This window comes from Kitasatospora sp. NE20-6 (assembly GCF_045862635.1).
On the sequence record NZ_BPRL01000043.1, the window covers coordinates 26,311 to 51,663 of the forward strand.

Annotated in this window: 29 protein-coding genes and 1 pseudogene; all 30 read right to left on the reverse strand. The window is 73.3% G+C overall.

All coding sequences use genetic code 11. The features are described 5' to 3' along the window. Positions 1–10: 10 nt before the first annotated feature. Positions 11–895, reverse strand: coding sequence for a winged helix-turn-helix transcriptional regulator (locus SNE206_RS26530; protein WP_407916019.1), 885 nt, complete (start codon positions 893–895; stop codon positions 11–13). 49 nt (positions 896–944) lie between these two features. After that, positions 945–1,298: a hypothetical protein gene (locus SNE206_RS26535; RefSeq protein ID WP_407916020.1), complete on the reverse strand. Its 354-nt coding sequence runs from the start codon at positions 1,296–1,298 to the stop codon at positions 945–947. 16 nt (positions 1,299–1,314) lie between these two features. Next, positions 1,315–1,929 carry a DUF4913 domain-containing protein gene (locus SNE206_RS26540; RefSeq protein WP_407916021.1) on the reverse strand — a complete coding sequence of 205 codons (615 nt, stop codon included), beginning with the start codon at positions 1,927–1,929 and terminating at the stop codon, positions 1,315–1,317. Between the two features lie 380 nt (positions 1,930–2,309). Continuing rightward, positions 2,310–2,594: a hypothetical protein gene (locus SNE206_RS26545; RefSeq protein WP_407916066.1), complete on the reverse strand. Its 285-nt coding sequence runs from the start codon at positions 2,592–2,594 to the stop codon at positions 2,310–2,312. Between the two features lie 127 nt (positions 2,595–2,721). Continuing rightward, positions 2,722–3,168, reverse strand: a pseudogene (locus tag SNE206_RS26550) (DNA cytosine methyltransferase); the annotation flags it as partial. 254 nt (positions 3,169–3,422) lie between these two features. Beyond that, on the reverse strand, positions 3,423–4,076 hold the full coding sequence (locus tag SNE206_RS26555; protein WP_407916022.1) for a hypothetical protein: 654 nt from the start codon (positions 4,074–4,076) through the stop codon (positions 3,423–3,425). 35 nt (positions 4,077–4,111) lie between these two features. Further along, positions 4,112–5,680, reverse strand: coding sequence for a DnaB-like helicase N-terminal domain-containing protein (locus SNE206_RS26560; protein ID WP_407916023.1), 1,569 nt, complete (start codon positions 5,678–5,680; stop codon positions 4,112–4,114). Then, on the reverse strand, positions 5,677–6,513 hold the full coding sequence (locus SNE206_RS26565) for a hypothetical protein (protein ID WP_407916024.1): 837 nt from the start codon (positions 6,511–6,513) through the stop codon (positions 5,677–5,679). Before SNE206_RS26565 ends, SNE206_RS26560 begins: the two co-directional genes overlap by 4 nt. A gap of 31 nt (positions 6,514–6,544) precedes the next feature. Next, the gene (locus SNE206_RS26570) at positions 6,545–7,897 is read right to left on the reverse strand and encodes a DNA cytosine methyltransferase (RefSeq protein WP_407916025.1); all 1,353 of its coding nucleotides are present in this window, start codon (positions 7,895–7,897) and stop codon (positions 6,545–6,547) included. A gap of 89 nt (positions 7,898–7,986) precedes the next feature. After that, the gene (locus SNE206_RS26575) at positions 7,987–8,418 is read right to left on the reverse strand and encodes a hypothetical protein (protein WP_407916026.1); all 432 of its coding nucleotides are present in this window, start codon (positions 8,416–8,418) and stop codon (positions 7,987–7,989) included. Then, positions 8,415–9,248, reverse strand: coding sequence for a hypothetical protein (locus SNE206_RS26580; protein WP_407916062.1), 834 nt, complete (start codon positions 9,246–9,248; stop codon positions 8,415–8,417). The genes SNE206_RS26575 and SNE206_RS26580 overlap by 4 nt, the downstream gene beginning before the upstream one ends. A 68-nt stretch (positions 9,249–9,316) precedes the next feature. Then, positions 9,317–11,086 carry a type IV secretory system conjugative DNA transfer family protein gene (locus SNE206_RS26585; protein ID WP_407916063.1) on the reverse strand — a complete coding sequence of 590 codons (1,770 nt, stop codon included), beginning with the start codon at positions 11,084–11,086 and terminating at the stop codon, positions 9,317–9,319. Positions 11,087–11,200: 114 nt separating this feature from the next. After that, complete coding sequence (locus SNE206_RS26590) at positions 11,201–11,653, reverse strand: hypothetical protein (RefSeq protein ID WP_407916027.1); 453 nt, start codon at positions 11,651–11,653, stop codon at positions 11,201–11,203. A gap of 15 nt (positions 11,654–11,668) precedes the next feature. After that, positions 11,669–12,352, reverse strand: coding sequence for a hypothetical protein (locus tag SNE206_RS26595; RefSeq protein WP_407916028.1), 684 nt, complete (start codon positions 12,350–12,352; stop codon positions 11,669–11,671). After that, complete coding sequence (locus SNE206_RS26600) at positions 12,288–12,674, reverse strand: hypothetical protein (protein WP_407916029.1); 387 nt, start codon at positions 12,672–12,674, stop codon at positions 12,288–12,290. The genes SNE206_RS26595 and SNE206_RS26600 overlap by 65 nt, the downstream gene beginning before the upstream one ends. 23 nt (positions 12,675–12,697) lie before the next feature. Continuing rightward, the gene (locus SNE206_RS26605; RefSeq protein ID WP_407916030.1) at positions 12,698–13,573 is read right to left on the reverse strand and encodes a hypothetical protein; all 876 of its coding nucleotides are present in this window, start codon (positions 13,571–13,573) and stop codon (positions 12,698–12,700) included. Further along, entirely contained in the window at positions 13,549–14,217 is a 669-nt protein-coding gene (locus SNE206_RS26610; protein ID WP_407916031.1) for a hypothetical protein, read from the reverse strand. Before SNE206_RS26610 ends, SNE206_RS26605 begins: the two co-directional genes overlap by 25 nt. Positions 14,218–14,243: 26 nt before the next feature. Next, positions 14,244–14,741, reverse strand: coding sequence for a hypothetical protein (locus tag SNE206_RS26615; protein WP_407916032.1), 498 nt, complete (start codon positions 14,739–14,741; stop codon positions 14,244–14,246). A 20-nt stretch (positions 14,742–14,761) separates the two neighbouring features. After that, positions 14,762–15,661 (reverse strand): hypothetical protein, encoded by a 900-nt coding sequence (locus SNE206_RS26620; protein ID WP_407916033.1) that lies wholly within the window; start codon positions 15,659–15,661, stop codon positions 14,762–14,764. 200 nt (positions 15,662–15,861) lie between these two features. Continuing rightward, positions 15,862–16,827 (reverse strand): hypothetical protein, encoded by a 966-nt coding sequence (locus SNE206_RS26625; RefSeq protein WP_407916034.1) that lies wholly within the window; start codon positions 16,825–16,827, stop codon positions 15,862–15,864. A 54-nt stretch (positions 16,828–16,881) separates the two neighbouring features. Continuing rightward, entirely contained in the window at positions 16,882–17,274 is a 393-nt protein-coding gene (locus SNE206_RS26630) for a hypothetical protein (protein WP_407916035.1), read from the reverse strand. A gap of 333 nt (positions 17,275–17,607) precedes the next feature. After that, positions 17,608–17,985: a hypothetical protein gene (locus SNE206_RS26635; protein ID WP_407916036.1), complete on the reverse strand. Its 378-nt coding sequence runs from the start codon at positions 17,983–17,985 to the stop codon at positions 17,608–17,610. 76 nt (positions 17,986–18,061) lie between these two features. Beyond that, the gene (locus SNE206_RS26640) at positions 18,062–18,721 is read right to left on the reverse strand and encodes a hypothetical protein (protein ID WP_407916037.1); all 660 of its coding nucleotides are present in this window, start codon (positions 18,719–18,721) and stop codon (positions 18,062–18,064) included. A gap of 79 nt (positions 18,722–18,800) precedes the next feature. Then, positions 18,801–20,096 carry a VirB4 family type IV secretion system protein gene (locus SNE206_RS26645; RefSeq protein WP_407916038.1) on the reverse strand — a complete coding sequence of 432 codons (1,296 nt, stop codon included), beginning with the start codon at positions 20,094–20,096 and terminating at the stop codon, positions 18,801–18,803. Positions 20,097–20,364: 268 nt separating this feature from the next. Next, a complete protein-coding gene (locus SNE206_RS26650) occupies positions 20,365–20,775 on the reverse strand; it encodes a DUF6238 family protein (protein WP_407916039.1) in 411 nt (136 codons plus the stop codon). 16 nt (positions 20,776–20,791) lie between these two features. Continuing rightward, positions 20,792–22,243 (reverse strand): SCO6880 family protein, encoded by a 1,452-nt coding sequence (locus tag SNE206_RS26655; protein ID WP_407916064.1) that lies wholly within the window; start codon positions 22,241–22,243, stop codon positions 20,792–20,794. 96 nt (positions 22,244–22,339) lie between these two features. Beyond that, positions 22,340–22,762 carry a hypothetical protein gene (locus tag SNE206_RS26660; protein ID WP_407916040.1) on the reverse strand — a complete coding sequence of 141 codons (423 nt, stop codon included), beginning with the start codon at positions 22,760–22,762 and terminating at the stop codon, positions 22,340–22,342. Between the two features lie 80 nt (positions 22,763–22,842). Beyond that, positions 22,843–24,222 carry a conjugal transfer protein TrbL family protein gene (locus SNE206_RS26665; RefSeq protein WP_407916041.1) on the reverse strand — a complete coding sequence of 460 codons (1,380 nt, stop codon included), beginning with the start codon at positions 24,220–24,222 and terminating at the stop codon, positions 22,843–22,845. A gap of 96 nt (positions 24,223–24,318) precedes the next feature. After that, positions 24,319–25,008: a hypothetical protein gene (locus SNE206_RS26670; protein WP_407916042.1), complete on the reverse strand. Its 690-nt coding sequence runs from the start codon at positions 25,006–25,008 to the stop codon at positions 24,319–24,321. Beyond that, complete coding sequence (locus SNE206_RS26675) at positions 25,009–25,323, reverse strand: DUF6112 family protein (protein WP_407916065.1); 315 nt, start codon at positions 25,321–25,323, stop codon at positions 25,009–25,011. Between the last annotated feature and the right edge of the window lie 30 nt (positions 25,324–25,353).

A 25,353-nucleotide genomic window follows, 5' to 3' on the forward strand; every position in this document is an offset into this window, starting at 1 on the left:
GGCTCCTCTCTCAACGGCGCTGCGCGGCAGCGGCGGCGATGGGCGGGACGGGCTGCGGGGCCGGCTTGTGGCTGAAGACCAGCCGGGCACTGGCCGAGCGCAGCGTCGCGGCACCCGCCCGGGAAGCGGCCTGCGCCGCCGGACCGGCTCCCGCCACAGCCGGGGCCGGGGCCGGGGCCGGGGCCGGGAACACCGGTGCGGGAGTCAGTGCGAGGGCGGCGGCCGGGCGGCGGGGCGTGGGCACGCGCGCCGGGGCGGCCAGGTGCCGCTGGGCCCAGCGGCCGACGGCCTCCAACGGCTCGGACAGGCTCTTGCCCGCCTCGGTCAGGCTGTACAGGTAGTTGCGCGGCTCGCCGGTCCGCTCGACCAGGCCGTCCTTCTGCAACTGGGCCAGCCGCGGGTACAGGTTGGACAGGCCCATGTCGGCGGGCAGGGCGAGGTCTGCGAACTCCGACGGGTAGACGGGCTCACCCTCGGCGGCCAGCGCGAGGATGGTGGCGACGGCATGGGCGCGGTTGAGCGTGGCCAGGGCCTGCTCGGTGTACGGCACCGGCCCGATGCCCGCCTCCGGGGCACCCTGGTGGGCGGAGGCCCAGCGGGCGAACGGCATCTGGATGTACAGCGCCTCGCGGCCGGCCCGGTTGAGAGCGACGACCGTCCCACCCGCCTCGGCACCGCGGCGGACGAGCCCGCTCTCCTCCATGGCCGCGAGCCGGGCCTCCAGCTGCGCTTCGCTCATCCACAGGGCCTGCTCGGCGAGGGCCGGCAGCGACAGGGCGCCTTCGGCGCGGTTGAGCCGGCGCAGCAAGGAGATGGTGCTCGGCGGGGCGAGGTGGGCGATGGCGTTCTGCAGCCGCTGGGCCTGGGTGCGGATGCTGGCGGAGGTGGTGGGCATGAGCGTTGTCCTTTGCAGTGTCGGGCGGCCGAGCGGGGCGAAGTCGGCGTCAGGCCGCTGCGGCGAAGGAGGAGCTGAGCAGCTGAAGGCGGCGGGCGGCGGTGTTGTAGACCTGGTGACCGCTGCGAGGGCCGGCGGCGAGCAGGTAGATCACGCCGCTGGCGCCGGGCCGGGGGGAGCGTTCCTGGTAGACCAGGCGCCAGCGGCGTTCGGCATCGAGGTAGATCCGTCGGCAGCCCGTCAGGTCCCACAGGCCGCGCCGCCCAAGCAGCGGTCCGCGATGCTGGGAGTGCACCAGGCAGCGCAGGTGGTGGACGGCGGAGTCTTGGATGTCGGCCGGGAGGCGGTCGAGATCGGTGAGCGCCGCCGGGTGGGCGTCCAGGTCGAACAGGGCGGCGGTCACGATCGGTTCCTTCCGGCTAGGGGTAGGTGCGCTCCCGGCCGGGCAGCGAAGTGGGGTCGGTGGCCGGCGGTGCGGGCAGCAGGCGGTGGTGCGGGTGGTCGGGGTTGGTGGTGCAGGCGGCGAACGGGCCGTCGGGGGAGCGGAGTTTGAGCAGAAGCGGCTCCAGGTGGTCGCGCTGCCACACCGAGGGGCCGGATGCTCCCGCGCGGGGATCGGTCAGCTCCTGCCACGCCAGCCAGCAGTGGTGGATCCGGGCCACGGCGTCGTCGTGCTCGGCCCAGCGGGTGCACCAGGGCCGGCCGGAGGTGATCTCCTGCCCGTAGACGGCGAGCAGGATGTGATCCACCCACGGCACCATCGCCCGGACCTCGGCAACGAGCGCGTCGTCGTCGAAGGCGAGGATGGTCAGCGAGGAGGGTTCCTCCTCAGCCGCATCGGAGTCCGTGGCCGGCCCGGCTTCGGCGGGGAGACCGGTGCCGTCCGGGCCGTACTCCTCGGCGAGGCGGTTGGCGACGGCGGCCATCGAGTCGCGTTCGGCCTGGATCCGGGCGATGGTCGCCTGCCACTGGGCCAGGGTTTCAGCGGTGACGGCGGCGCGGTCGGGCGGATCGTCGGAAGAAGGGGTCGTCAAGGCGGCTCCGGAAAAGTCGGGAACGGGGTCGGCGAGCACGACTCTGCCTGCCGACCGGTCACTTGCTCAGGAGATATGCGCTGGTGTATGGACGCCAGGGATTCACGCCGCAGAAAGTCGATGGTTTCTGCATAGGTGAATTCCATTTGTCAGCAACTCGACTGCAAGGGAAGCTTGTTGGGGGACAACACCGTTTCCCAGGGCGGTGAGCTGAGTCGCCCGAGAAAGGCCTGTGATCTGCGTCACCCAGCCTTTTTCGAGACCCATGGTCCATTCCACAAAAGCAGGGGACAAACGGCCCCGGGAATCGACCGGGTCCGGCGCGGGGCGCGTTATGCGTTCCCACCGGGCGACGGCCGCCGCGTAGGCGCCCCAGCGGCTCAGCCCGTCTCCTCCCGGCTCCACAGCTCCAGCTGCGGCGCCGTCGGTGCGGTCCGGGCGGAGGGGATCCGGGCGGCGGCGCTCGGCAGAGTCGGATCGTCCCGGCCGCCGCGCTTGTTCGGCCTGCCCTTCGTACCGTCCGTTGCCCGCGGAGTCGGCAGCAGGTGCTCCACCAGGTCCGACAGGTTCGGGCCGTGGCCGCCGGCCTTCCGGCGGTCGGGGTGCTGTGATCCGCCGATGGAGCCGAGGTTCGAGGTCGGGGTGAGCAGCAGGGTGGTGACCACGTGCCCCAGGTCCTCCCGGACGGCATCCGGCCCCTTGCTGTCCCTCGCCCGCGGGGTGGGCAGGCCAGGCGGCGATGAAGACACGCTCGCGGCGGTGAGGAGCTCCGACGTCACTGGCGCGTAGCACCTGCCAGCGCGCATCGAACCCTGCGTCGGCCAGGTCTGCGAGAACGGCACCGAGTGCCCGCAGATGATGTTGGTCTCCGGTGTCTCCCAGACACCACGGGCAGGGTTCCACGTCGCTGTCGGCGTTCGTGCGGGCAGGGGTGGAGAGGAGGCCACGGACGTTTTCAAGGATCACCAGGCAGGGTCGGAGGACGGAGATGGCGCGGGCGATGGTGTGCCACAGGCCGGAGCGGGTGCCTTCGGCGAGTCCGGCCCGGCCGCCTGCGACGGAGACGTCGGTGCACGGGAAACCGGCCACGAGGACGCAGACCGGCGCGACGGTGGTGAAGTCGACCGCCGTGATGTCGCCCACGTTCGGCACGTCCGGCCAGTGGTGTTCGAGGATGGCGGCGGCGGCCGGGGCGGGGTCGGCGTGCCAGGCGATGGTGCCGCCGAGGGCGGCCTGCACGCCCAGGTCCAGGCCGCCGTAGCCGCTGCAGAGGCTGCCGATCCGAACCCTGGGCGTGCCAGGTGGAAGGAGGGCGGTCTGCGGGACGGGAAGGAAGGGCAGGGGAGACTCCGTGAGGGAAGGGCGCGGTTGCGAGTGGTCGGCGACGGGCGGGGAACGGCCGGCCAGCCGCCGTGCTCCTGGTGCCGGGCACGCGGGGTGGACATCGGGTGCCTGGCACCAGGGCGGGCCTGGTGGGCAGGGGGCGCTGGGGCTCAGCGGGAGCGGCCGGGAACCGGCGTGGCGGCGAAGGCGCGGGCGGGCCGGGCGGAGGTAACGGCGCCGCCCCTGGCGGCTGCGGCGGCGGGACCGGGCGCGGTCGGCGGCATCTGCAGGGCGGCGCTGCGGACCTGGGCGTAGGCGATCGCCCCGGCCGCCTTGGAGGTGATGTCCCGTAGGGCCTGCGGCTCCGGTCCGAACAGGCCGTCGGCGATCTGGGTGGGATCGGGACCGCAGGCCTGGGCACGCAGGTGCTGGCTGGCGTCGGTGAGGAAGAGCCGGGTCCTGGACAGGGCGAGGTTCAGGGCCGTTGAGGCCCGCTCCCGTCGCCCCTCGACGGCGGTTCCGGTGAGGCCGTCGGCCTCGTGGAGTCGGGCGGCCATCGCGGCGGCACGGCTGAGGGCGGCGATGGCTTCGCCGAGGCGGGCGTCGGCGAGTGCGCGGGCGCCTGCCCGCTGCGCGGTGTTGGCCAGCGGTGCTTCGGCCAGAACCGCGGCCATGTGTAGCAGGTCCTGCTGTCGCTCGCCGATGTGCCGGGCGGTGGGCAGGAGTTCGGCCAGGGAGAGTGGGACCTGTTCGCGGTAGGCGCCAGGCACCTCGGTGGCGAGGTCGTCGATGGCGTCCGCGTGAGCACGCGGTCGGGTGGCCATCGGCCGGGGCGGCCGAAGCGGAGCTGCAGGAGGCATCAAGGTCCTTGCAGCAGAAGGGTGAAGCGATGGTCTATCGGCTGCGGCCGGGGGCGGCGGTGATGCCCGGGACGAGGGGGGAGGTGGAGGGAGTCGGCATGACGGAGCGCACCCCGCCACTGCGGGCGGTGGCTGCCGCGGCGCGGGAAGGTTTGGAGATCCGGCGTGGACAGCAGCTGCTCCTGGTATTCCTCGGCCTGTGGGGTGTCGACGACGACGTCGCTGGGCTGTAGGTCGCAGGGGCGGATCTGTCGCAGGTCCTTCGTCTCGCCGAACGCGGTGATCGGCCCGGTGGCGCGCTCCCCGTCGTAGCGGTTGCGGCGCTGTCGGGCGGTACCACCGGCCGGGCGGGCGTCTCGGCTGTGGTCACGGGCTGCTCCTGAGAGGGGATCGGGGTGAGGCCGCCTGCTGGGCGGGCGAGAGGGCGGTTGCCGGGTAAGTCGCAGGCACAGGAAAGCGGCGGCGGGAGCGGTCGGGGGGGGGGGCGGGGCCCCCCCCCGCCCCCCCCCCCCCCGCCCCCGGGGGGGGGCGGGGGCGGGGGGGGGTGTGGCAGCCACGGCTGCCGGTTCGGTCCGGTGTCCGTGTGCGGTGTGCCAGCGTTGCTGCACGACGGCCGCGGTACGGATGACGTGCAGGGCGGAGCCGAGCAGTCGTCCGGGCGGCAGCGAGGTGTCGCGGCACAGCAGGCGGACGGTGCCTGCCGACGCCGCGGCCGAGCGCAGCAGGGACGCACCCAGTACCTGCTCCGCCCAGTACCCCGGATCGCCCGTCCAGCCGGAGCGGGTGAGGGCCCGGATGCCGTCGGCGGTGACGGCGCCGGTAGCGATGGCGCCCTGGTGCCGGGCCTCCCACAACACGGTGAGTGCGTCGATGGGCTCGCCGCGGCGGGCGAGGGCCGCAAGGGACTGGTAGACGGTGCGGTGCCCGCCGTCCAGGAAGTCGCCGGGGTGCAGCCACCGGGTGATCTCCGGCAGGTGGCCGGGGGAGGCGGTCGCCGAGGCCAGGAGCATCGCTTCCTGCCGGAGAGTCTCCTCGGCGACTCCGTCCGCCGGCTCCAGCGGCCACGGCCCCGGCAGCGGACGGGACTGTTCGTCCACCGCACCCCAGGCGTCGGCGAGATCGCCGATCACCGAGCGCAGCGCTCCGGTCAGCTCGACGACCGCCTCGGCAGTGCCGGTACGGGCGGCGTGCATGAGCCGGTGGGCATGCTCGTGCAGCACCCGCCGCACCGCGCTCTCCAGCACCATCCGGCCGTAGGAGGAGGCGTGCGCGGGGACGGGGCACGCGGCGAGCAATGTGTGCCCGTAACCCGGGGTGAAGCCGCGCCCGGCCTTCATCGCCGAACCCATTGCCTCCAGCGCCCAGCTCTGGCGCTGCGCCGTCCCGTGCCCGGCGGCCTGGCCCGCGTGCCCGGCGGCATGCTGGGCGAGGAGGACCTCGTACAGGGTGGCGTGCGCGGGCCGGTGGAAGTGCCGGGCCTGCAGCCAACCGGCCACGGCAGGGATCTGCTCGGGTGCGAGGAGCAGTGCGCCCAGCAGCGCCTGCTCGGCCTCCGTCTCCGGACTCACCGGGCCCGTCCCGGCCGGACGGCAGACGCAAGCGTGGCCCTGCTCACCGCTTCCTGTCGCAGGAGGCCGGGGCCCGCGGCCGGCAGCGGGCGCGCGGCGAGCCCGCTGACCGGATCGACGACCGGTGTGGGGGGTACGTGGTACGCCCCGACCGCCTCGATCCAGTCCTCGGCCTGGCGCCTCGTCGGCCAGGCGCCTTCGGTGAGCGTGTACGTCAGGCTCGCCAAGTCGGTGGTCTCCAGCTGTACGAGGAACCGGCGGCCGGTCGCGCGCGGGTGCTGGTCGAGCAGGAGCACCCAGGTGGCCTCGCGGTCACCACCGGCGGCGTGGGCGGAGTAGGCCAGCTGGCGTCCCAGATGCCGGTAGCGGTCGCCGGAGCGGCGGATGCGGTCCTCGACGAGCCGGGTGGGGCCCTCGGCCGGGCGGGCGAAGGCGTAGTCGCCGCCGTCCAGCATTCGCAGCTCGTGGTCGGGGCCCAGACCGTACGGGTCCACGGGGCGAGGGTGGTACTCGGCCAGCATCCGGCGGTTCGCGCCGCGCTGCACCAGCCAGTGGCCGGCCCACGCGAAGGTAGGGGTAGTGGTCATCCGCAGGCGGCAGGTGCGCTCGGCGGGTTCGAGCCGGATGTGGAAGGCGGCGGCGCGGTTGGTGCCGGTCATCGCGGACGGCGCGCTCCAGTCCGCCGCCACCACGAACTGCTCGGCGCCGTCCGCACTGCGGTCGGAGGCGATGACCTCGTAGAAGTCGGGCACCAGCCGCAGCCACTCCAGCACGTCGGCGCTGACCGAATCCTCGGGTGTCCAGCCCCGCAGGGCGTCAACACGGTTCTTCACGGACCTCCTTGAGAGATGAGGTGGATGGGGACTACCGGCGGCGCCCGGACGGCCCGGCGGCTGGAGCAGCGGCGGCCGACCATTCGGCGAGGCCGGGCAGCATCGAGGACACCGAGGACACAGCAGTAGCTGCCGCGGCGCGCTGGGAGGGCGAGAGCGGTACGGCCGGGGCGGCGATGGTGATGCTCTCCGGGCTGTAGGTCGCCTTCAGGTAGGCGGCGACCGGCTGCTCCCACTCCTGATGGAAGATCGCACCGCCGATGACGCGAGCGGCTTCACTCGGGATGACGATGTCGGCCAGCTGCTGGCAGGCCGAGGTCCGGGAGCCGGTCCACGGGTAGGTGGTCGGCATGCCGACCAGCAGGGCCGCCTCGGGCACCGTGAACTTTCTGTCCTTGTCGTGGGCCCAGTACCAGCCGCGGATCTTGCTCGTGATGCCGGGCGAGGTCTTGTCCGCCGACCACTCGTTGCCCCCGGGCGTCTGCCGGTTGCCGCGGGTGTTGACCTCGATCCCCTCCGGCCAGCCCAGGGCCTGCGCCGCGGTGCGCGCGGGCACCGGCCGGGCGGGGTGCATGGCCTGAAGGTTCACGTAATGGTGGCGGCCCGCGACGAGGTAGATCCGGCGGCGGTGGGAGGCGACACCCGTATCGGCGGCGTCCAGCACCTGGTAGCCGGCAGAGCACCAGTCCGCGACCTGCAGCTCGTCGCTGATGGCCTCCAGTACCACCTTGGGCAGCGCGCTGCTCTGCTCCATCGCCAGCCAGCGCAGGTTGTCGTACCTGGCGGTGAGGGCCAGCGACCAGATCAGCGTTTCGGCGATCAGCCCGATGCGCTCGTCGGTCATCTGCGGCACCAGGGAACGGGCCTCGTCGAAGCTGATCAGCGGTCCGGTGAAGCCGCCGTAGCCGTCCCACTCCGGGTCCGAGCAGATGCCGCAGTCCCCGTCGTCGCAGCACTCCCCGCTGTCGTGCCAGTGCCCGAAGGTCGCCTCGCACGCGAGCGTGAACGTGTCCAGCAGCAGGTCCAGGTTGCTGTCACGGTGACCCTCGCGCTTGCCCGCGGGCGTCCACACCTGGCAGGGTGCGCTCACGGTCAGGCCCTCGACGTAGCGCAGCGCCGGATGGATCGGGCTGAGGGTGCGGACGTCGGCGACGATCCGGCGGTGCCCGGCCGCCACCGCGGTCGCCGCCGCGTCCCAGCCGAGCTCGACCCCGACCACGTCCCATCCGTCCGGGTCCAGGACCTGCAGACCCTGTTCCCAGCCACCGGGACCGGCGAAGAGGTTCACGGTTCGTCGGGGATCGCCGGGTTGCGGCGGGAACAGCCACCGCACCGGCCAGGGGTGGGCGAGGGCGACGAGCTCCTGGTGACTCCACGGGCCCATCTGCGGGCCCTCGTCCGGCCAGTGCAGGTCTCCGGCGGTGGACAGCCGGGGCCGGAAGTCCCGCGGCGGGACCTCGGGGTACCGGTAGCTCAGCGCCGCCCCCGTCCTTCCGCCAGCCCCGGCACTGGGCCAGGCCGGGGGGCTTCGGCCGCGGGTCGGCCTGCCGCCGATGCGGCGGCGGCCGACGACGCGCCCAGCGCCGCACCGGCGCGGGTCAGGCTGCTCCTGGCTGCGGCAGTCCGGGACCTCGGCGCGGCCAAATCCTCCCCGCACCAGGCGAGTTCGTTCCCGACTCCGGCGACCTTTTCGGCGAGCTCGGTGAAGGAAGAGCCCAAGCGGGCATCACCCCGGCGGCGGAAGGCGTCGGCGGCGGTCTCCAGGAACTGGTGCAGCGGGCCGACGAGATCCTGCTCTGCCGACTCCAGGACGGCCGCGAGTTCGTACCGGTTACCGGCACGCATGAACCGGTCCACGAGGGCGCCGTCGCCGGGCGGTCGGGCCTCACGGGAGGGAATGCTCACACGACCGCCTCGCCGGAGCGGCACGAGTACGGCGAGCACCCGTCGGTGGGGCCGAACTCGGCCTCCTCCACGGCCTGCTGCTCCTGCAGGGAGAGCTGTTCGCGCCGGGTGAGGCGGTCGATCGGCGCCCGGTCCAGCGGCACGCGGGAGCGGTGCAGGTAGGCCTGGCCGAGCAGGGGCCGGCCGTCGGCGTTGGCGCGGGCGTTCCCGGCGCGGATCTGCGCGTCGAAGTCGACGACGTCCGCCCACTCCTCGCCGTCGCCGTCGCGGATGGCCCTCCACTGGGCGTTGCCGTGGAACGGGCACCCCAGGCACGAGGACTTCGGCGTGGACTCCAGGCCGTGTTCGGCCAGCAGCGCCAGGCAGTCACCACGGGACAGGCCAAGCTCGATCAGCGGGAACCGGTTGCGCGTGTACCGGACATCGGCATCCTTCGCCCGGTGGAACTCGTCCGTCGAGATACCGATCCACTGCTCGGCGAAAACCTCGACCGGAATGCGCGCCGGATAGGGATATCCGAGGATTTTCCGCACCTGCCGCTTAATCGGCTTGATCTTGTATTCTCCGGTGCACTGGCGTCGCGTCATCCCAGGTGAGCCATCCTGGTTGAGGATGTACAGCGGCATGGAGGCGAACCGGTGCGCCGGGTCCAGGGCGTCGCTGCGGATATTACCCGAGGCGACCCGGAGAATGGGTATTCCGGCGGGCTTCGCTATCTCGCGCTCCACCCGGTCGAGATGGGCGTAGACCTTCTTCGGCTCCCATCCGGTGTCCGCGAAGATCGCGAAATCCAGCAGTGGGAGCTCGCCGAGCGCGGACAGCAGCAACAGGACGGTCGACTGGACGCCGGCGCTTAGAGACAACGTCCGCACGGTCGGTGCGGTGACGGAGGGCAGGCTCATGCGGCGGCCTCCGCCTTGGCGCGGGCCCGCTCGGTGATCGCCGCGGTCTGCTGCGCCGAGGCCTTGCCGATCTCGCCGGCGCCGGGCTCCTTGTACCAGGGCTTCAGTTGCAGCAGCGCGGGCTTGATGCCGGTCGCGAACAGCAGCGCCGAGCCCTTCTTGAGGGCGCGGATCTGGTCAGGGGGAAGGATCCGTTCCTGGCGCATGGAGACGGAGGTGGAGCGCCCGGACTCGCTCGTGGAGTGGGAGATCGTCTCGACGTCGTGCTCGCCGACCAGGCGGGAGAGCTTGTCAGCGAAGTCGGCGTCGTCGATACCGCTACCGACGAGCTTGATGGTGGCGGCCGACCAGAGGGCGTCCATGCCGACCTCGCCCCACACCCGCTGGCCCTGCCTGTAGGACTGCAGGATCGTGATCGGGATGACCCCGCGGGAGCCGAGGTGGGAGTACAGGTCGGGCAGGTCGCCGATCTTGCACACGTTCGCGGCCTCGTCGAGGATCGCGAGCAGCGGCGGATCGAGACGTCCGCCGTCGCGCTCTGCTTGGATCACCGCGGTGCGCATCACGGAGTCCGCGGCGGCGGCGATCAGCGCGGAGGCGGAGCCGCCGCCGTCCTTGGACAGCAGGTACAGGGTGTCCGTGCCCGTGACGAAGTCGGCGGGCCGGAACTGGGGAAGGTCGTCGCTGGGGGTGACCCAGGCGGCGATCTTCGGGTCGAGCAGGCAGGCGGCGTACTGGCGGGCGGTCTCGAAGATGCCGTCGCGGGTCTCGACCGCGCCGGAGACGGTGCCCTGCAACTGCGCTGCGATGGCCGCGAGCTGGTTGGCCTTGAGGACGTCGATGGGGGTGCGGTCGGCGGGCTGGGCGAGCCAGCCGAGCACGTCGGTGATCGGGCGGCTGTCCGCGCCGGCCGCCAGGAACAGGGCGGTGAGGGTGTTGGCGGCGGCGGTGGACCAGAAGTCGCCCTGCTCGCCCTCGTCGACGGCGGCGGTGACGAAGTGCTGGGCCAGGCGCCGGGCGCCGGGCAGGTCCTTCGCGTCGGCGAGCGGATCCCACCACATGGCCTGCGTCGTGTGGGCGATCTGCTGCGGGTCCATCGTCCACACCCGGCCGGCGGCGATGCGGGCGTCCAGGGTGACGGTGTAGGCGTCGCCGGCGGCCTTGTTGGAGGTGAGCAGGACCGGGCCGGGGGCGCGCAGGATGGAGGGGACAGCGAGGCTGGTGGTCTTGCCGGAGCGCGGGGCCATGATGGCGACCGCGACGTCCTCCCAGCTGGTGCGGACCTCGGGGCCCTTCTCACCGAGGGTGCCGAGCAGGATGCCGGTGTCGTCGGGGCGGATCGATCCGGGCTTGGCGTCCGCGAGGCTGGGGCGCAGGCTGCGGGCCTTGGTGGTGATCCCCTTGGGCAGCAGGACGGCCAGGTCGCGGCTGGTGGCCAGCCCGGCGGTCCTGTTGCGGCGGTGCGTCAGCCACAGGCGCAGGCCGAGGGCCGCAGCGGTCAGAGCGAGCAGGGCGGGGGCGATCCGGGCTGAGGCGAGCAGGGAGGCCGGGCCGAGGGCGGGCCACAGCCGGTCGGGGTGCAGGGCGGCTGCGACGGGCTGGTACGGGGCCCACGGGCCCTTCCCGAAGAGGTAGTTGGCGGTGTTGCCGAACACCCAGGCGAGGGAGCCGTAGGCGATCAGGGCGAGTCCGGTGCCGATGAGCGCGTAGAGGAGGGCGTCGGTGCCGGGCGAGGAGGAGAGGGACTTGGGAGTGGAGGTCGGCAGAGGGGAGTCCTTGCAGAGGAAGGGGGTCCGCGCGCGGCATCCGCGGAAGAGGCACGCGGAGCGGGGGCGGAAGAGGGGGATGGGTACGTGCGGCCGGGAGCCGCGGCCGGGTGGTCAGCGGTGGGGCGGCTCGGTGATCCGCGGGCGCGGCGGGACGTGCGGTGCGGCGGCTGCCACGGTGTGCAGGGGGCGGCCGGAGGCGAGGGCGGCTGGGGAGGCGGCGAGGGCTGCGGATGCGCGCGGGGAGCGAGAGGGCAGCTCCTCCACCGTGTTGGCGACGGCGGTGATCCGGTAGGCGTTGACCCGCAGTTCTGCGGCCTCGCGGATCAGAGGCTCGTACACCTCCGGCGCCTCGTGGGCGTCGGCGGCCCAGTGCGAGAAGCGGTCCAGGACCCGGACGAGGGCGTGCGCGGCACCGGGAGGCCCGAAGACGGTGCGCAGGACCTCGGCGGCTTCCTCGGTGTCGAGTGCTTCGACGTACTCGGCCAGCCGGTTCAACGCCGAGGTGGCCTCGCCGCCAGCATCGTGGGTGGCGCTCAATGTGGGGGAGGGGGGATTGGTCGGCAAGCGGCGGGCTTTCGGTCAGTGGCGGGCGGGAGGGGAACCGGCGGCAGGCGCGGCCCACGGCCGGTCGGGGCCGCGCACGGGCGGTGGTGCCGGCGGGCGGAGGCCTGCGCGGACGGCGCGGACGCGATGCGGCTTGGTCTCCAGGGCGGCGAGCTGGCAGGCCGCGTGGGCGAGGGAGAGGTCGCGGTGCAGTGCCGGAGTGGTGCCGTCGGCGCGCATGAGCGGGGCGACGATGCGGATTTCGTGGCTGTCGGTGCGCAGGGCCAGCCATCGGCAGGCGTCCGGATCGCCGTCGGGGGCGATACCGGTCGCGGCCAGGACGCGCCGGGCCACGGCCGCCCACTGCTCGTCGCGTAGCGGCGGGCGGTCGGGGTGGTCGCGGATCGTGTAGTGCCACACGTCCCGGGAGCGGGTAGTGCGCTGTCCGGGCTGAGGCCGGTGGACGGTGAGGTGGGCGTCGAGCTCGGCGGCCAGGGCGTCGAGCCCAGGTGTGTCCAGGTCCGGCAAGCGGCCGATGGGCCGCCAGGCGTCGATCACCCGGATCTCGGGGCGGTGGGGGAGGCGCAGGGCGTGGTGGTGGGCGGAGGTGAGCAGGTCGAGGGTGCCGGCGTAGCGGGTGATGGCGGGGATCTGCTCAGCGTCCGCGCGGTGCCGATGTCGCTGTGGTGGGCACAGGGGGCAGGGCCGGGGCCGGGGCAACGTCGCGGCGTGGAGTGGCCGAGCGGATCCGGGTCGTCTTCGCGGCTGCGGTCCGCAGTTGGCCGGGCACTTCGGTGAGGTCGGTGCCGGCCTGCCAGATCTCGTCCGCGGCCAGGGCCAGCGGCTGCCACAGCCACGGGGTGTCGGGGCGGTCCTTGACCCACCGGCTCGCAGCGCCGAGGACGTCGGAGAGAGCTTCGAGGGTGCCGCCCTCGCGGGTGATCTCTTCCAGTAGCGCGGCGGCTTCGGCGGGGCCGGTGGCGGTGCGGAACCGGTCGGCCAGGCGTCGCAGGGCGGCGGTGGCCTCGGTCGGGTCGGGCATGGGCTCCCTTCCGGGTGGCAGGGTCAGCGTCTCTTGCTGCGGGCGGACGGTGTGGCCTGCTGGAGGGCGGGAGCGGCCGACGAGGAGACAGGGGCGGTCGGGGTGGTGAGGGAGGTGACGCGTGCCGCGCCGGCGCGGGCGGGCAGGTCGGAGGCGACGGGGCTGCGCTTGTCCCAGGGCCAGTGGCCGCCGATCGCGTACAGTCCGCGGTCGTCGGGCAGGACGCGCTTGGTGCCGCCGTCGCCGTCGTAGGCCTTGGGCCAGGTGATGACCAGGGCATCGTCGGTCTCGAAGGCGGCGCGCATGCCGCTGTTGTCGGCGTTCAGGTCGGTGATGAGCAGCTCGGCGACCGGCCGGGTGAACAACGGAGAGTCGTACGGGTTGAGGTAGCCGTTGTGCGGGACGGCCAGGCCCGGCTGGGGCTTGTGCCTGGAGCCGTCCGGCCAGAACAGGTAGACCTGTTCGCCCTCGCGCAGCGCGGGCCCGCCCCATAACTCCTTCTGGGTGGCGATGCGGGTGGCGGCGGCCTCGGCCGGGCTCGCGTGGTCGGCGAGCAAATGCAGGGTGCCGTCGAAGTGCTCCCTGGCGTCGGCCAGGGTTTCGTCGACGGCTTCCTCGACTTCGGCGATCAGGTGGCCGAGCTCGTACAGCGGCTCGGTGCCGGAATCGTGCCCGAAGGTGGCCTCGTAGAGCGTCAGGTCGGCGCGGATACGGGCACTCATGCGGGACAGCAGCGGCAGCAGGCCGCCCTCGGCGAGCAGTACCGCCAGGAGGGCCTGGCTGGGCCGGGCGCTGTCGGCGTCGAGGCGGTCGGCGGCAGCCCGCAGATCCGCGGCGAAGGTGCGGACGGCGGCGGTGGAAGTGGTCGTGGCGCTCAGAGGCGTGCCTTCCTGGGACATGGATCGGCGGCCGCAGTCATGACCGCGGTGACGGGCGCTGTTCCGGCAGCGCGGGCAGCGCGGGATGAGGCGCGGGCGGCTTCGGCCCGTGGGCCGGTGCGGCCGGCGGCGGGGTAGGGGATGGAGGATGCTTCGGCGGCGGTCCGCTGGGCGCTGTCGGCGCGGGCCTGGAACCAGGCGGCCAGCTCGGTGCGCTCGTGCAGATCACCTGCGGCGCCCCGGGCCTGTTCGGCGGCCAGGCCGAACAGGACGCGGGCGGATTCGGCGGGATTGCGGGTGCCGGTGACCAGCTGGGCGGCCACGTCGGCGAGATCGCGCAGGTCGTCGATCTCGCCGACGATGCAGGCCAGGTCGTCCAGACGGGTCCGCAGCTCGTCGAGGAGCTCCAGGACCTGCTCACCGGCGGGAGAGATCCGGAGCCAGGGGTCGACCTCGACCACGTAGCCGGCGTGCTGCAGCCGGCGGGCGGTCTCGCCCATCAGAGCCCGCACCGCCAGTGGCCCCTCCTCGCTGTGCAGGGACACCGGATGGCCGCCGTTGCGGGGCGGGCGGAAGCCGAGCCGGGCCAGCAGGCGCAGGGCCGGGGCGTCGGCGCCGGTCACCTCGAGGATGCCGAACGAGCCTGGGAGGATTCGGACCGTCACCGGTGGCCCGGTGTCGGCAGGGCTGCTCAGAACGGGTTCTCGGTGATGCGGTCCGCGTCGGTGGCGGCGTCCAGCAGCTCGGGCAGGTCGGCTGCCTCGGCTTCGCGCTGGTCGATCCACCAGCCGGCCCGGTCCACCGTGCGGGCACGGTCCTCGGCCTGCTGCCACTGCTCGTCGGTGAGCTCCCCTTCGACGACGAGGACCTTGTAGGCGGCGGTCATGAGCTGGTGGCGGGTGCGCTCGCCCCAGTCGAGGATCGCCTGCGGGCCCGACAGCGGCGGCATCCGGTACTGCGCGGACCAGGCGGCGGAGGCCTCCTGCTCCTCGGCGCGCCGGGTGGCGAGCCATGCGGTGCGTTCGGCGCCGCGGTTGGCATCGCGCTCGGCGCGCCAGCAGTCGGTGCAGTCGCGGGCGCAGAGCCAGCGGGCGTAGCTGGCGCGGCGGTCGGCGGGACGGGCGGTGAGGTCGTGTTCGGCCTCGTGTCCGCAGGAGTGGGTGACGGTCCATCGGGTCGCAACGGCCATGGGCGGATCCTTCGGGCAGGTCAGCGGGAGTGGACGCTGTAGGCCGCGCGCGGGTCCACCGACCGGGCAGCCTCGGCGGTCTGGGCGGCGGTGATGCGGCCCAGGCGCAGACTGGTCGCGCGGGCTGCCTGGGCGCGGGCGCCGAGCTGGGCCGAGACGGCTGGGCGGGCCTGCAAGGTCCGGCGGGCGGGGCTGGCGGCAGCGATGGTCTCCAGGTCCTGGCGGACCCCGCCGAGGGTGCTCTGCGCGCTTGCCAGCACGGCAGCCACCTGTACGGGGTCCAGGGCCTGCGGGTCATCGCACAGCTGCCGGGAAAGCCCGGCCAGGATCTCCTCGATCACGGCGAGCGCCGCCTGCCGGTTGCTCAGCAACGTACCCATCCGGCTCTCCTGCGCGGCCTCGGACGGTACGGGCGCGGGGTGCAGCTGAGTGCCGAACGGGTCCGCGCTCTGTGCGGGGGCCTCGGCCGGGCGGGCCGCCGCCTCGGCCGGCGCCGGGAAGATACGGGTGGCGAACGGGTCCTCGGCGTCGGAGACCGGAGTCGGCTCGAAAGGCAGATCGGCAACGACGCTCAGGCCCACCGCCCGCATCTGCGCCACCGTGGCCTTTGCCCGCTCCTCGCCGCCAGCCTCCTGGGCGGTCAGCGCGAACAGGCTCCTGTGGCCGGCCACTCGGTAGAAGCCGGCCTTCGCCAGCAGCCGGGCCGCGTCCGGGCTGCCGGTGTTGTTGGTGGCGGTGATGCCGTGGTCGGGGTGGGTACCCACGGCCACGTCGGTGCGGGCCGCCGTGGCTGGGCCGGACACGATCACCGGGCCCCCACCGGCCGCCACGGACGAGGGCGACTGGTTGCCGGGGTGCACCTCGTAGTCGAACGCGGGCTCCGGGCGGACCTCGGCGCCGGTGGAGCGCAGCGCGGCCACCGCCTGCCTTCCGTGGAGGAAGAGGTTGTCGGTCTGGCCGGTGAACCCGAGGTCGGTGCTGCCCGGGATCGGGGTGAACCCGTAGTCGGCCAGCAGCCGCCGGTGCTGGTAGGTCGCGTGCTCGAGCCCGGTGACGGCAACCCCGTACTCGGGGTGCCGGACGATCTGGATGACGGGACGGTCGGTGATGCGGGCCTCCTTCAGAGACTGACGGCGTGCGCCGGTCCGGGTACGGTGGCGAGGGCCTGGGCGGCGGGAACGGCCTGGATGATCGGCCCGGCGGGCAGGCCGCGGGCGGTGACGGCGCTTGCCGCGGTGGCCCGGATGCTGCGCGTCGTGGTGATCGGCGCTTCCACGGCCGTGCCGAGCTCGGCGAGGCTGGTCTGCAGGAGCTGCAGGCGGTCGGCCAGGCCGGTGGCCTGCCCGCGGACGATGTCCAGGGCGGCGCCCAGCAGCGCGCCCTGCTCCGGAGACAGCTGTGCGGTGAAGGTGCCGATGTCGGCCAGGAGGGCGGACAGGTTGGGAAGGGCGCCGGCCGTCGGGTCCAGGGCCGTGTCCAGCAGGTCGGCCACGTCGCGGTTGTCGGTCAGTGTGCGCAGGTTGACCCGCTCCAGGGCCAGGTCCTCGGTGGCCTCCGCGAGCCGGTCGGCGGAGGCGGGCGGGGTGGCCAGACCGACGGTGGAGACCTGCAGACGAAGCCCCTGCAGGACCAGGCTCGCCCGCGCCGCGGCCACCAGCACCTCTCGCTCGTCCGCATCGGTGGGCGGCAGGTAGATGTCCCGGTCGGGCGCCGAGCCGTCGTACGTCCACCCGAATTGCTTCAGCACACCGGAGACCAGAGCTTCGGTGGCGTTGGTGGCGGTGGCGGCGATGATGCCCTCGCTGGGGTGGCGGGCGAAGACCACGTCCGCGCCGTCCACCGCGAGGCGGCGCTCCCGCGGGATGTCGCCGGAGGTGGCCATGGTCAGCTCGCCGGCGTTCAGCAGATAGGCACTCTGGGCAGCGCGGGCTACGGCGTCCGGGCCGTCGAAGGCGTACTCCCCCTCGGCGGCGAGGCGGGTCGCGCCGTTCTGTTCCAGGATCCGGTGGGCGCCGGCGGGGACGTCAGGGTTGAGGCGGGCGGTGATGGCGCCGTTCGGGCCGGGCCCGAAAGAGATATCGGCCAAGGGAGAACCTCGTTCTGGTGGAAGGGGGAGAAGAGAAGACACCGGGGGCAGCGGTCAACGGCGGCGGGCGGTCCGGTCCGGCGGGATTGGCCGCGCGGGGCCGCTCTGTGCCGGGCGGACGGCTGCGGGTGGGATACCGGCGAGAGCGCGGGCGGCGGCCGGGGGCCGGGTCTCGCGCAGGACGTGCACCCGGAAGTCCCTGCGGAGCAGGCCCGCGAACGACGGGGCGGATACGCCGGTGATCCACAGGCCGCCGGAGGGCAGATGGTGCCGCAGCTCCATGTAGTGGCCGGGCCGTTCGCGTTCGGAGGCGAGCAGCCACTTGTCCTTGCCCAGGGGCCGGCGAGCCTCCACCCGAAGGGCGCCGCCGGCAACCATCTCCGTGGTCTCGCGTGAGTCGCCCGGCAGGTCGAGACACGTCAGCCGCTTGCGGCTGTGCGGTGGCATCAGCGTCAGGGAAGGGCCCCTCGGATCCCAGCCACGCGTAGTGCCGCACCACATCGGCCGAACGCTGCTGAGGTGCATGCCAGTTGCGGGCCTCATCCCCCGCATCCACGAATCGGCCCACGACGGCGGCTGCGGCGGTGACCTGCTCGTGCCGGTCCACCGCGCCGTGCATCCGCCAGGTACCGAGCCGGTCGGCCCGGTGCCAGAAGCCGCACTCGTCGAGGATCTCGCTGATGTGCGGGGTCGGCCTGCGGGGAGCCATCACGAACTTGCCCTCGTCGAAGTCCCAGCCGAATACCGTTACCGGCCTGCGCTCGATGCCTCGCGGAGCGGTCAACGGCGCATTGCAGCGACGGCGGAGACCACGGTGGGCCCGGCGGCCGGTGCCGGGGAGTGGCGCATCTCCTTGATCCGGGCCAGCAGATCGGCCTCGGCCTGGTCACGTGAGGCGGCAGCGTCTTCCAGCACCTCCAGCTGGGTACTCAGGTCCGCGAGCAGCTGGTCGTCGACCCGGCGCTGGCGGTCCGCGCAGATCAGCAGCCGCACACGCTCGAACGCGAGAGTGGTCTCGGCCTTCACCAGCGTGCGGTGGGCCTCCAGGATGCGGGCCGAAGCGGCATCCAGGCGGGCCTCCTGAGCGTGGAGAACAGCGATACTGGCGCCGACGGCGGCCTCCACCCGGGAGTCGAGACGGGTGAGCAGGGCAGACACAGGGGTTACCTCCGGAAGGACGGGAACGGACAGCGAGGCTCGGTGGCCGCACAGGGGAAGCAGTCGATGCGAGGGATCAACGGGTGCGAGCAGCCGGATGCACCGCGGTCACCTGCGGTGTCGCCGTGTCCTGCGTGCGCGTCACGGACACCGGCCCCAGGGTGAAAGCGCGCGATGTGATGGCCGCTGCTGAAGCGGTGCGCGGCTCACGGGCCGGGAACTGCGGGGCGAGGGAGTGTCCGAAGGCGGCCACCGCGGCAGCCAGATCTCCGAACTCGGCGATGCCGTACAGGCCGCCGCCCTCGGTGGACAGGACCGCTGCCCGACCGTACGCCGGGTAGTCGGCCAGCAGTCTGACTGGGCCGTCCGCCTCGTTGAGGGCGGCGTGGACGACCAAGCGGCCGGCCACGATGTCGGAGCCGACGTGGTGCACCCAGATCGTCCCCGGCTCCCGGGTCACTGCAGGTCCTGCGGACGGATGCGCGGCGGCCTGCCGCTGCTCGGTCTCGGAGTACAGCCGCAGCACGTCGTAGCCGACCGAGTTGAGCAGGCCGGTGGCGTTGGAGATGATCCGCCGGCCGGTGGGCTCGGCGGTATCCCGCCGTAGCCGGTGCAGCCCGCTCGCGTCGTCGCGCACCAGACCGGCCTGCTCCAGCCACTGACGGCTACGACGGTCAACTGCTGCTGCGACCAGGCCGAGCACCGGATCGACGGCGAAGGTGATGGTGGAAAGCACGGTCCTCCGGTCTCGTGCAGTCGGTACAGGGGTGATCCGCCGGCTGGTTCTCGGCGGCCAGAGGGTCGGCGCCGTCGCTCTACACCGGCCCGGCGTCGGGATTCGTGAACTCACGGGGATTCCCGTGCATCCGCGAGTCGGTGTCGTAGAGCTGCAGTTCGGCGGGATGCAGGAGGTGCTGCACGACGAACGAGCGTCCGGCGATCTTGTAGAGGCCGCGTCCGCGGGTGAGGGCGGCGATAGCCTGGGTCTCGACGCCGGTCAGGCCGAGGAGGCTGGCGGTAGCGGCCAGTTGGTCGGGTTCCTGGCGGTAGATGATGCGGGTGGCGCAGTCGGTGAGCAGGCCTTCCGCGAGGGCCCGGCCGCGGCTCCCGGCGTCTCCGGCCGACAGCAGGTCGGACAGGCGGTGGATGACCAGCAGGTTGGCGATGCCCAGGCCGCGGGAGAGCTTCCACTGCTGCTGCATGCGCTCCAGCAGCGGAAGGTGCCTCATCAGGCGCCACGCCTCGTCGTAGACGACCCAGCGGCGTCCGCCGTCCGGGTCGGAGAGGGCGGCTTCCATCCAGGCGGATGCGCAGGTCATGGCGAGGATGAGGCCGGTGTCGTCGCCGGTTGCGCCGAGCTGGGACAGGTCGATGGTGAGCATCGGGGCGCTCGGGTCGAACTCGACGGTCGAGGGGGCGTCGAACATGCCGGCGAGGTCGCCCTGGACGAGACGGCGCAGGGCGTGGGCGAGGTCCTCGGCGGCGGCGCCCAGACGCCGGGCTGGGTCGCCGAGCGCGTCGTCCAGACGGCGGGCACTGCCGAGCATCACGGCGACATCGCCCAGCAGCGGTACCCGGTGGGTGTGTTCGGCGTCGGCGACGACCTCGTCGAGGGCGATGTCGAGGGCGGTGTGTTCCATCGGTGCGAGGTCGCGGTGCAGCACGGTGCGGGCCAGGGAGGCGAGCAGGAGCAGGCGGCGCTTGCGGACCTCGGTCGCCCACTCGGCAGGTTCGGTGCCGGTGGGAGTGGCGGGGGCGTCGAGGGGGTTGAGCCTGCCGCTCATGCCAGGCCCGAGCGCGATGGTCCGCCCGCCGAGAGCGGTGGCCACGGTGGTCCATTCGCCCTTGGGATCACAGGGGACGTAGACCTTGTAGCCGTGGGCGATGGAGCGCAGGGCGAGGGACTTGGCGAGTGCGGACTTGCCCATGCCGATGACGCCGGCGAGCAGGACGTTGGGGTTGGTGAAGCCCTCGACCTTGCCGTACAGCTCGAAGGGGTCGAAGGTGAAGCCCGCTTCGGCGTGGACGTCGCGGCCGATGTACATGCCCCCGGGGCCGAGGCCGCCCTCCGCCAGGAAGGGGAAGGCTCCGGCGGCGACCGCGGTGGTCATGCGGTGGGCGGGGAGCTTGAGCTTGCCGCCGCGGGCGGAGGCGAGGCCGGGGCGTCCGGTGGCTGGGTAGAGGGGGCGGGCGTCGAGTTCGTTGACGGCGGTGGGGCCGCGGTGGCGGGGCCGGTCGGCGAGGCGGGCCTCGCTTCGGGCGGCGGCGAGGTCGCGGCGGGCGTTGCGGCGGGCGTCGCGGTCGGCGCGGGAGGGCGTGAACAGCGCGCTGGCAGTGGTGCGGTGCAGGGTCGGGGCTCCTTGTCTCGCGGGCAGCCGGTCAGCGGCGCAGGTCGGTGGGGGTGGTGAACTGCCGCACCCGCGCTGAGGCGTTGCGGTGGCGGCGGCAGATGGTCAGGCCGGGCACGCCGTCGGGATGGCGCAGGGCGCAGGCCTCCCGGGTGGGCTGGCGTCCGCTGTCGCGGGGCGCTGCGTGGTAGGCGGCGTGCAGGTGTTCGGTGGCCTGCCACAGGCGGACGCGGGCGTGGTGGAGCTCATCGCCGGCTGAGGGGGTGTGGACGCGGGTGCGGACGGTGGCGTGGTCGAGCAGGGTCTGCAGGGCGACGGCGTGCTCGTGCAGGGTGTCGAGCTCGTCGCGGGTCAGGGGCTGGTCGCTGCCGAGGTCGGTGTCGCGGTGGCAGGCCAGGGCCGCGGTCGCGAAGCCGATCAGGTCCGGCTCGTCGTGGTGCATGGGGGCCCTTCGGCGGTCAGAGGCGGGCCAGCGGCAGGGCCGCGGCGGTGAAGGCCTCGGCCTGCTGGAGGGCGAGGCGGCGCAGGTCGATCAAGGCGGCGACGGCGGCGGTCTCGACCTGGGCGCAGGCGGCACTGAGCTGGTCGGCGTCGTCGGCGGAGACCACCAGCAGGCCGGTCATCGCGACGTCGGCGTGCCCGGCGATCAGCTGCAGCTCACGGGCCTTGACGTCCTGGTACTCGACGCCGTCGGCCTCGGAGTCGACCTGGCCGCGGCGCACCCGCTCGGCGGCGTCCGCGATGATCGTGGCCTTCTTGCGCTGGACGTCCTTGAACGCGGCGTCCAGGTGCTGCGGGGTGTAGAGGAGGGAGAGGGTGCGCCGTACGCCGCTGCTGTAGAGGAGCTGGTGGAGGAAGCCCGCGCTGGTCTCGATGCGAGGCCACTGCTCGATCCAGTAGACGGCGTGGTGCGCGCTGTCGGTGCGGATCTTCTCCGGCTCCTCGACGAGGACGACGGGGCCCGCGGCGGCGACGTCGGCCTCGGGCCGGCCGGTGGCCGACCAGCGCTCCAGGGCGCCGAGAACGGCGGGGTCGTAGGCGGTGCGTACGGTCGCGGCGATCTCACCTGCGGTCAGCCAGCCGCCGGGAGTGAGCCCGGCCCCGCGGATCGACTGGTCGAGGGAGGAGGTGAGCTGGCGCAGGACGGCGAACGCGCCAGCGAGTCCTCCACCGGCCTGGTTGATCAGGCGGCGCGCTTCCTTGAGGTCGAGGGCGATGGCGATGTACGCCTCGTGCGGGGCGGCGGTGGGCCCGGCGGCGGCGAGCAGGTCCTCGTAGATCGGCCCGGCGACGGGGGTGGCGGGGCGGCCGTGCTCCAGCCAGTACCGCTGCAGGGCGTCCCCGCTGTCGGGGACGGTGCGCTCCATCACCTGAATGCGGGCGATCTGCCCGGAGCGGGACAGGGCCGCTAGGGCCCGGCCCCAGCCGGCGACGTTGCCGTCCTGCGTGCCGGGGTCCAGGAGCGCGAAGGCCCGGCTGCTGACGCGGGTGACAGCGGTGAGGGTGTTCTGCTGCTGATCGTGGACGGCGCCGAGGCGGCCGTCGGGGGAGGTGACGGCACGCAGCGAGGCGGCGGTCCCGGGTAGGTGGAGCAAGCCCTCGACACGCGGGCGGGTGGAGGGGCGGGCCAGCCACAGCAACTGTCCGCGGGTGCGGCGCAGCCAGTAGCGGATCGCGATCGGGGCCCATTCGGCGAGGGACCGGCCGCGGACGCGCAGCAGGACGGCGGCGGCGAGCAGCGCCCACAGCGGGGTGAGGAGGAGGGCGCCGGGGATGCCGGAGGTCATCAGGACAGCGAGCAGGGCGGCGCCGCCGAAGCCGGTGGCGACGAGCTGAGGCAGGGACAGGCCCAGGAGGATGCCGCGGCGGGCGCGGTGGGGGAACTTGATGGTGGCTGGGGCGTCGGACAGGGCGGACGGCTCCTTCGGTGCGGACGGGGCCGGGCGGGAGGGCCGCGGTGCGGTCCGCCCGCCGCGGGCGTGGAAGGTGTCGGCGTCGGCCGGGGGCTAGTTGCGCCACTCTCCGGAGCAGAAGTGCCCGTAGTAGGCGGTGCCCTTGTAGATGTCCACGCAGTTCTTGGCGCGGTAACCCGGGCCGTTCCAGTACCAGCCGGTGGTGTCCAGAGTGGGTGCGGTGGTGACGGTGTGCAGGCCGGAGATCTGCTTCCAGGTGCGTCCGCCGTCGGTGGAGCGGGTCAGCCAGCCCACGCAGCGGATGTTGGAGGCGGCGCTCTGGACCTTGCTGGTGACGCCCTGAACCTTGTAGCTGCCGGCCTCCTTGTCGGAGATGCCGTTGAGGGAGGCGATGCAGCCGGAGCGCTCGGTCCAGCCGATGCTCAGGTAACGGGGGTAGGCGGTGGCCTGTCCGGCGGCGACGGCGAGCAGCGAGGCGGTGGCGCCGATGGCGCCGAGGCGGCGGAGAGTCTTCAAGCTGGTCTCTTTCGGCGGGGGAAGGGGAGGGGGCGGCGCCCGGCCGGAGTGGGCCGGGCGCCGCGGAAGACGGCCCGGCGTCAGGACGAGGGCGTGCGGCCGGGGAAGGAGAACCGCTGGGCCGCGGGGGTGGCGGGTCCGGTGGGCGGCGCGAGGGCCGGGTCGATCGCCGGTACGGCGCCGGACGGCGCGGGGAATGCGGCAGGCGTCTTGACGCCGGGGGAACCGGCCGCGGCCTGCGCTGCCGGACCCGGTCCGCGGCCTGCCGAAGCCGGACCCGCGGCACTGGCGCCGGGACGGTTGACCAGCGGGCGGCCCTGGTCGCCGTCGGCACGGTCGCCTGCGGCACGGCTGACGAGCGGCACGCCGCCGTCGCCCGACCCCGAGCGGGTAGGCGCCCCGTAGGTGAAGGACGTCGGGGTGGCCTTGGACAGGGCGCCGGAGGAACCGGAGGCGCCGGAGCCCTGCAGGGCGGCGCCGCCGGTGGACTCGGCGGCGTTCATGCCGGGGACCTGGTCCGGGCCCTGCGGGCTGGCGCCGCCCTTGCCGCCGAAGCTGGCCGCGCCGCCGGTCTTGCCGGACACGGCCATCCGTCCGCCCTTCTGGGCAGCGGCGCTGGCCACCTGCAGGCCGGCTGCGGTGGAGCGGTGCAGATCCTGGCTCTGGCCGTCACCGGCCCAGTGGACGAACCGGTAGATCATGAACGGGGACAGCAGGACGAGGGCCATGACGACGAGGCCGGCGATGATGTCGGACAGCGCCTGGATGCCGTCGCCGCTCTCGCTCTGGCCGATCGCGGAGACACCTACCAGCATGATGATCGTCATCACCATTTTGGAGAAGACGATCGTCGCGGTGGCCTCGATCCAGCGCCTGCGCCAGTCCCGGGTCGGCTCCCACGGGCCGCCGGCGGCGGCGAGCGGAGCCAGGATCACCAGGACCAGGATGCTGACCTTGCGGAAGATCATCATGCCCCAGTAGAGGATCGCACCGACCGCGCAGGCGAGGCCGACCAGCGCCGGGACGCCCCAGCCGAGCGGCGTCGTCGAGGTGATCATGGAGACCTTCACCATCCGGCGGACCGCGTCGTCCATGGAGGAGTTGGCGACCGTGAACAAGCCCCGGGACAGGGCGTCCACGACGACCAGGGCGACGCCGGTGAAGGTGATCGCCGTCATCGCGAACATGATCGAACTGACAGTGCCGGTGACGGCTTGCCCGAGAGCCTGGCCGTCGCGCCTCCAGGCGGCGCGGACCAGCTGCAGGATGAACGTCATCACGATCATGGTGAGTGCGATGGGCAGGATGAGCGCGTAGTTGGAGCGGAACCAGTCGGCGCCCAGGTCGACGCGAGTGGTCTGGTCGACGGTGCGGCTGGCGAGGTCGACGGCGGACTGCGCGAGGTCGCCGCAGCTTTCCGCGATCCAGTTGCCGATGCTGGTGGTGATGGAGTCGGACACACCGCCGACGACGGTGTCGCACAGCAGACCGGCGCCCGGCAGGTCGCAGAAACCGATGGGCGATCACCTCCTCAGGTGATGGGAGGGCAGGGGGAGTTACGGGTAGACGGTGGGGGCGATGGCGGCGAGCGCGCAGTCGCGCTGCGGGCGGCACTGCACGGCGAGGGTGATCGCGCGGTCCTCCGCTCCCCGGCCGCCGCCGTCCCAGGCCAGGTTGACCTTCGCGGTGACGGTCAGGGCGTAGATGTAAGCGGTGGCGAGCGCACCGGGGTCCTTGGCAACGGCCCGGGTGAAGGCGTCGGGTACGTGCGCCAGGACGGAGGTGGCCGTGGAGGTCTGGCCGGTGTCGCGCAGGCGCGACCACAGCACCGGATCCGGCACCTGCCCCTGGACGGAGGCGCCGTCGGCGTACACGCTCTCCGAAGTCAGCCACAGCCGCAGCCCGTTGACGAAGCGCTGCTGGTCCACGGCGCGCGCGTCGTAGGTCCACAGGGCGGTGGCGAACGCGGTGGCGAACGCGGTCGGGCTGGATGTGTGCGGCGGGCGGGCCACACCCGGCCCCGCCTCGGACGTGGCGGCCGGGACGGTCGGCTGCGTCGAAACGACGGGGGAGGAGATCGTCTGGGCGGAGGTGCCGGCGGCCGGTGCGGGGTGGCCGGGCGAGCCGCCGCCCGCCAGCCGGGCACAGAGCCCGGCCAGCAGACCGGCGACCACCAGCACCACCAGGCCGATCAGCAGGCGCCGCCGCAGCAGCGAGTCACCGTCGTGAGAGGGAGAGTTGGTCACTTACTTGACCTGCGTCCCGAGGGCGGAGAAGAACGCGACCAGGCCGTTCGCGGCGCCCAGCAGCAGGGCGACGCCGGCGGCGGTCAAGGTGCCCTGCTTGCCCTTGGCCTCAGCGCCGTGGCTGCCGCTCTGGTGGCCCCAGGCCCACACCACGCCGGACACGCACAGCGCGCCGACGGTGGCGATCACGGCGAACAGGTTGATGGAGGAGACGACCTGCTTGAGGACGGACAGGCCCGGCAGGCCGCCCTCGGCCGGGGTGACACCCGGGTCGTAGGCGAGATGGGTGAGTGCCTCGGAGGAGGCGAGGATCAACGACAAACGCGTCTCCAGACGGTGAAGGAG

Bases quoted from the DNA above. Each gene is read 5' to 3' on its own strand.
- SNE206_RS26630 (WP_407916035.1), bottom strand. From the start codon at position 17,274: ATGCCACCGCACAGCCGCAAGCGGCTGACGTGTCTCGACCTGCCGGGC.
- SNE206_RS26615 (WP_407916032.1), bottom strand. From the start codon at position 14,741: ATGGCCGTTGCGACCCGATGGACCGTCACCCACTCCTGCGGACACGAG.
- SNE206_RS26555 (WP_407916022.1), bottom strand. From the start codon at position 4,076: ATGGCCACCCGACCGCGTGCTCACGCGGACGCCATCGACGACCTCGCC.
- SNE206_RS26605 (WP_407916030.1), bottom strand. From the start codon at position 13,573: ATGTCCCAGGAAGGCACGCCTCTGAGCGCCACGACCACTTCCACCGCC.
- SNE206_RS26570 (WP_407916025.1), bottom strand. From the start codon at position 7,897: ATGGGCCCGTGGAGTCACCAGGAGCTCGTCGCCCTCGCCCACCCCTGG.
- SNE206_RS26530 (WP_407916019.1), bottom strand. From the start codon at position 895: ATGCCCACCACCTCCGCCAGCATCCGCACCCAGGCCCAGCGGCTGCAG.
- SNE206_RS26650 (WP_407916039.1), bottom strand. From the start codon at position 20,775: ATGCACCACGACGAGCCGGACCTGATCGGCTTCGCGACCGCGGCCCTG.
- SNE206_RS26600 (WP_407916029.1), bottom strand. From the start codon at position 12,674: ATGCCCGACCCGACCGAGGCCACCGCCGCCCTGCGACGCCTGGCCGAC.
- SNE206_RS26645 (WP_407916038.1), bottom strand. From the start codon at position 20,096: ATGACCACCGCGGTCGCCGCCGGAGCCTTCCCCTTCCTGGCGGAGGGC.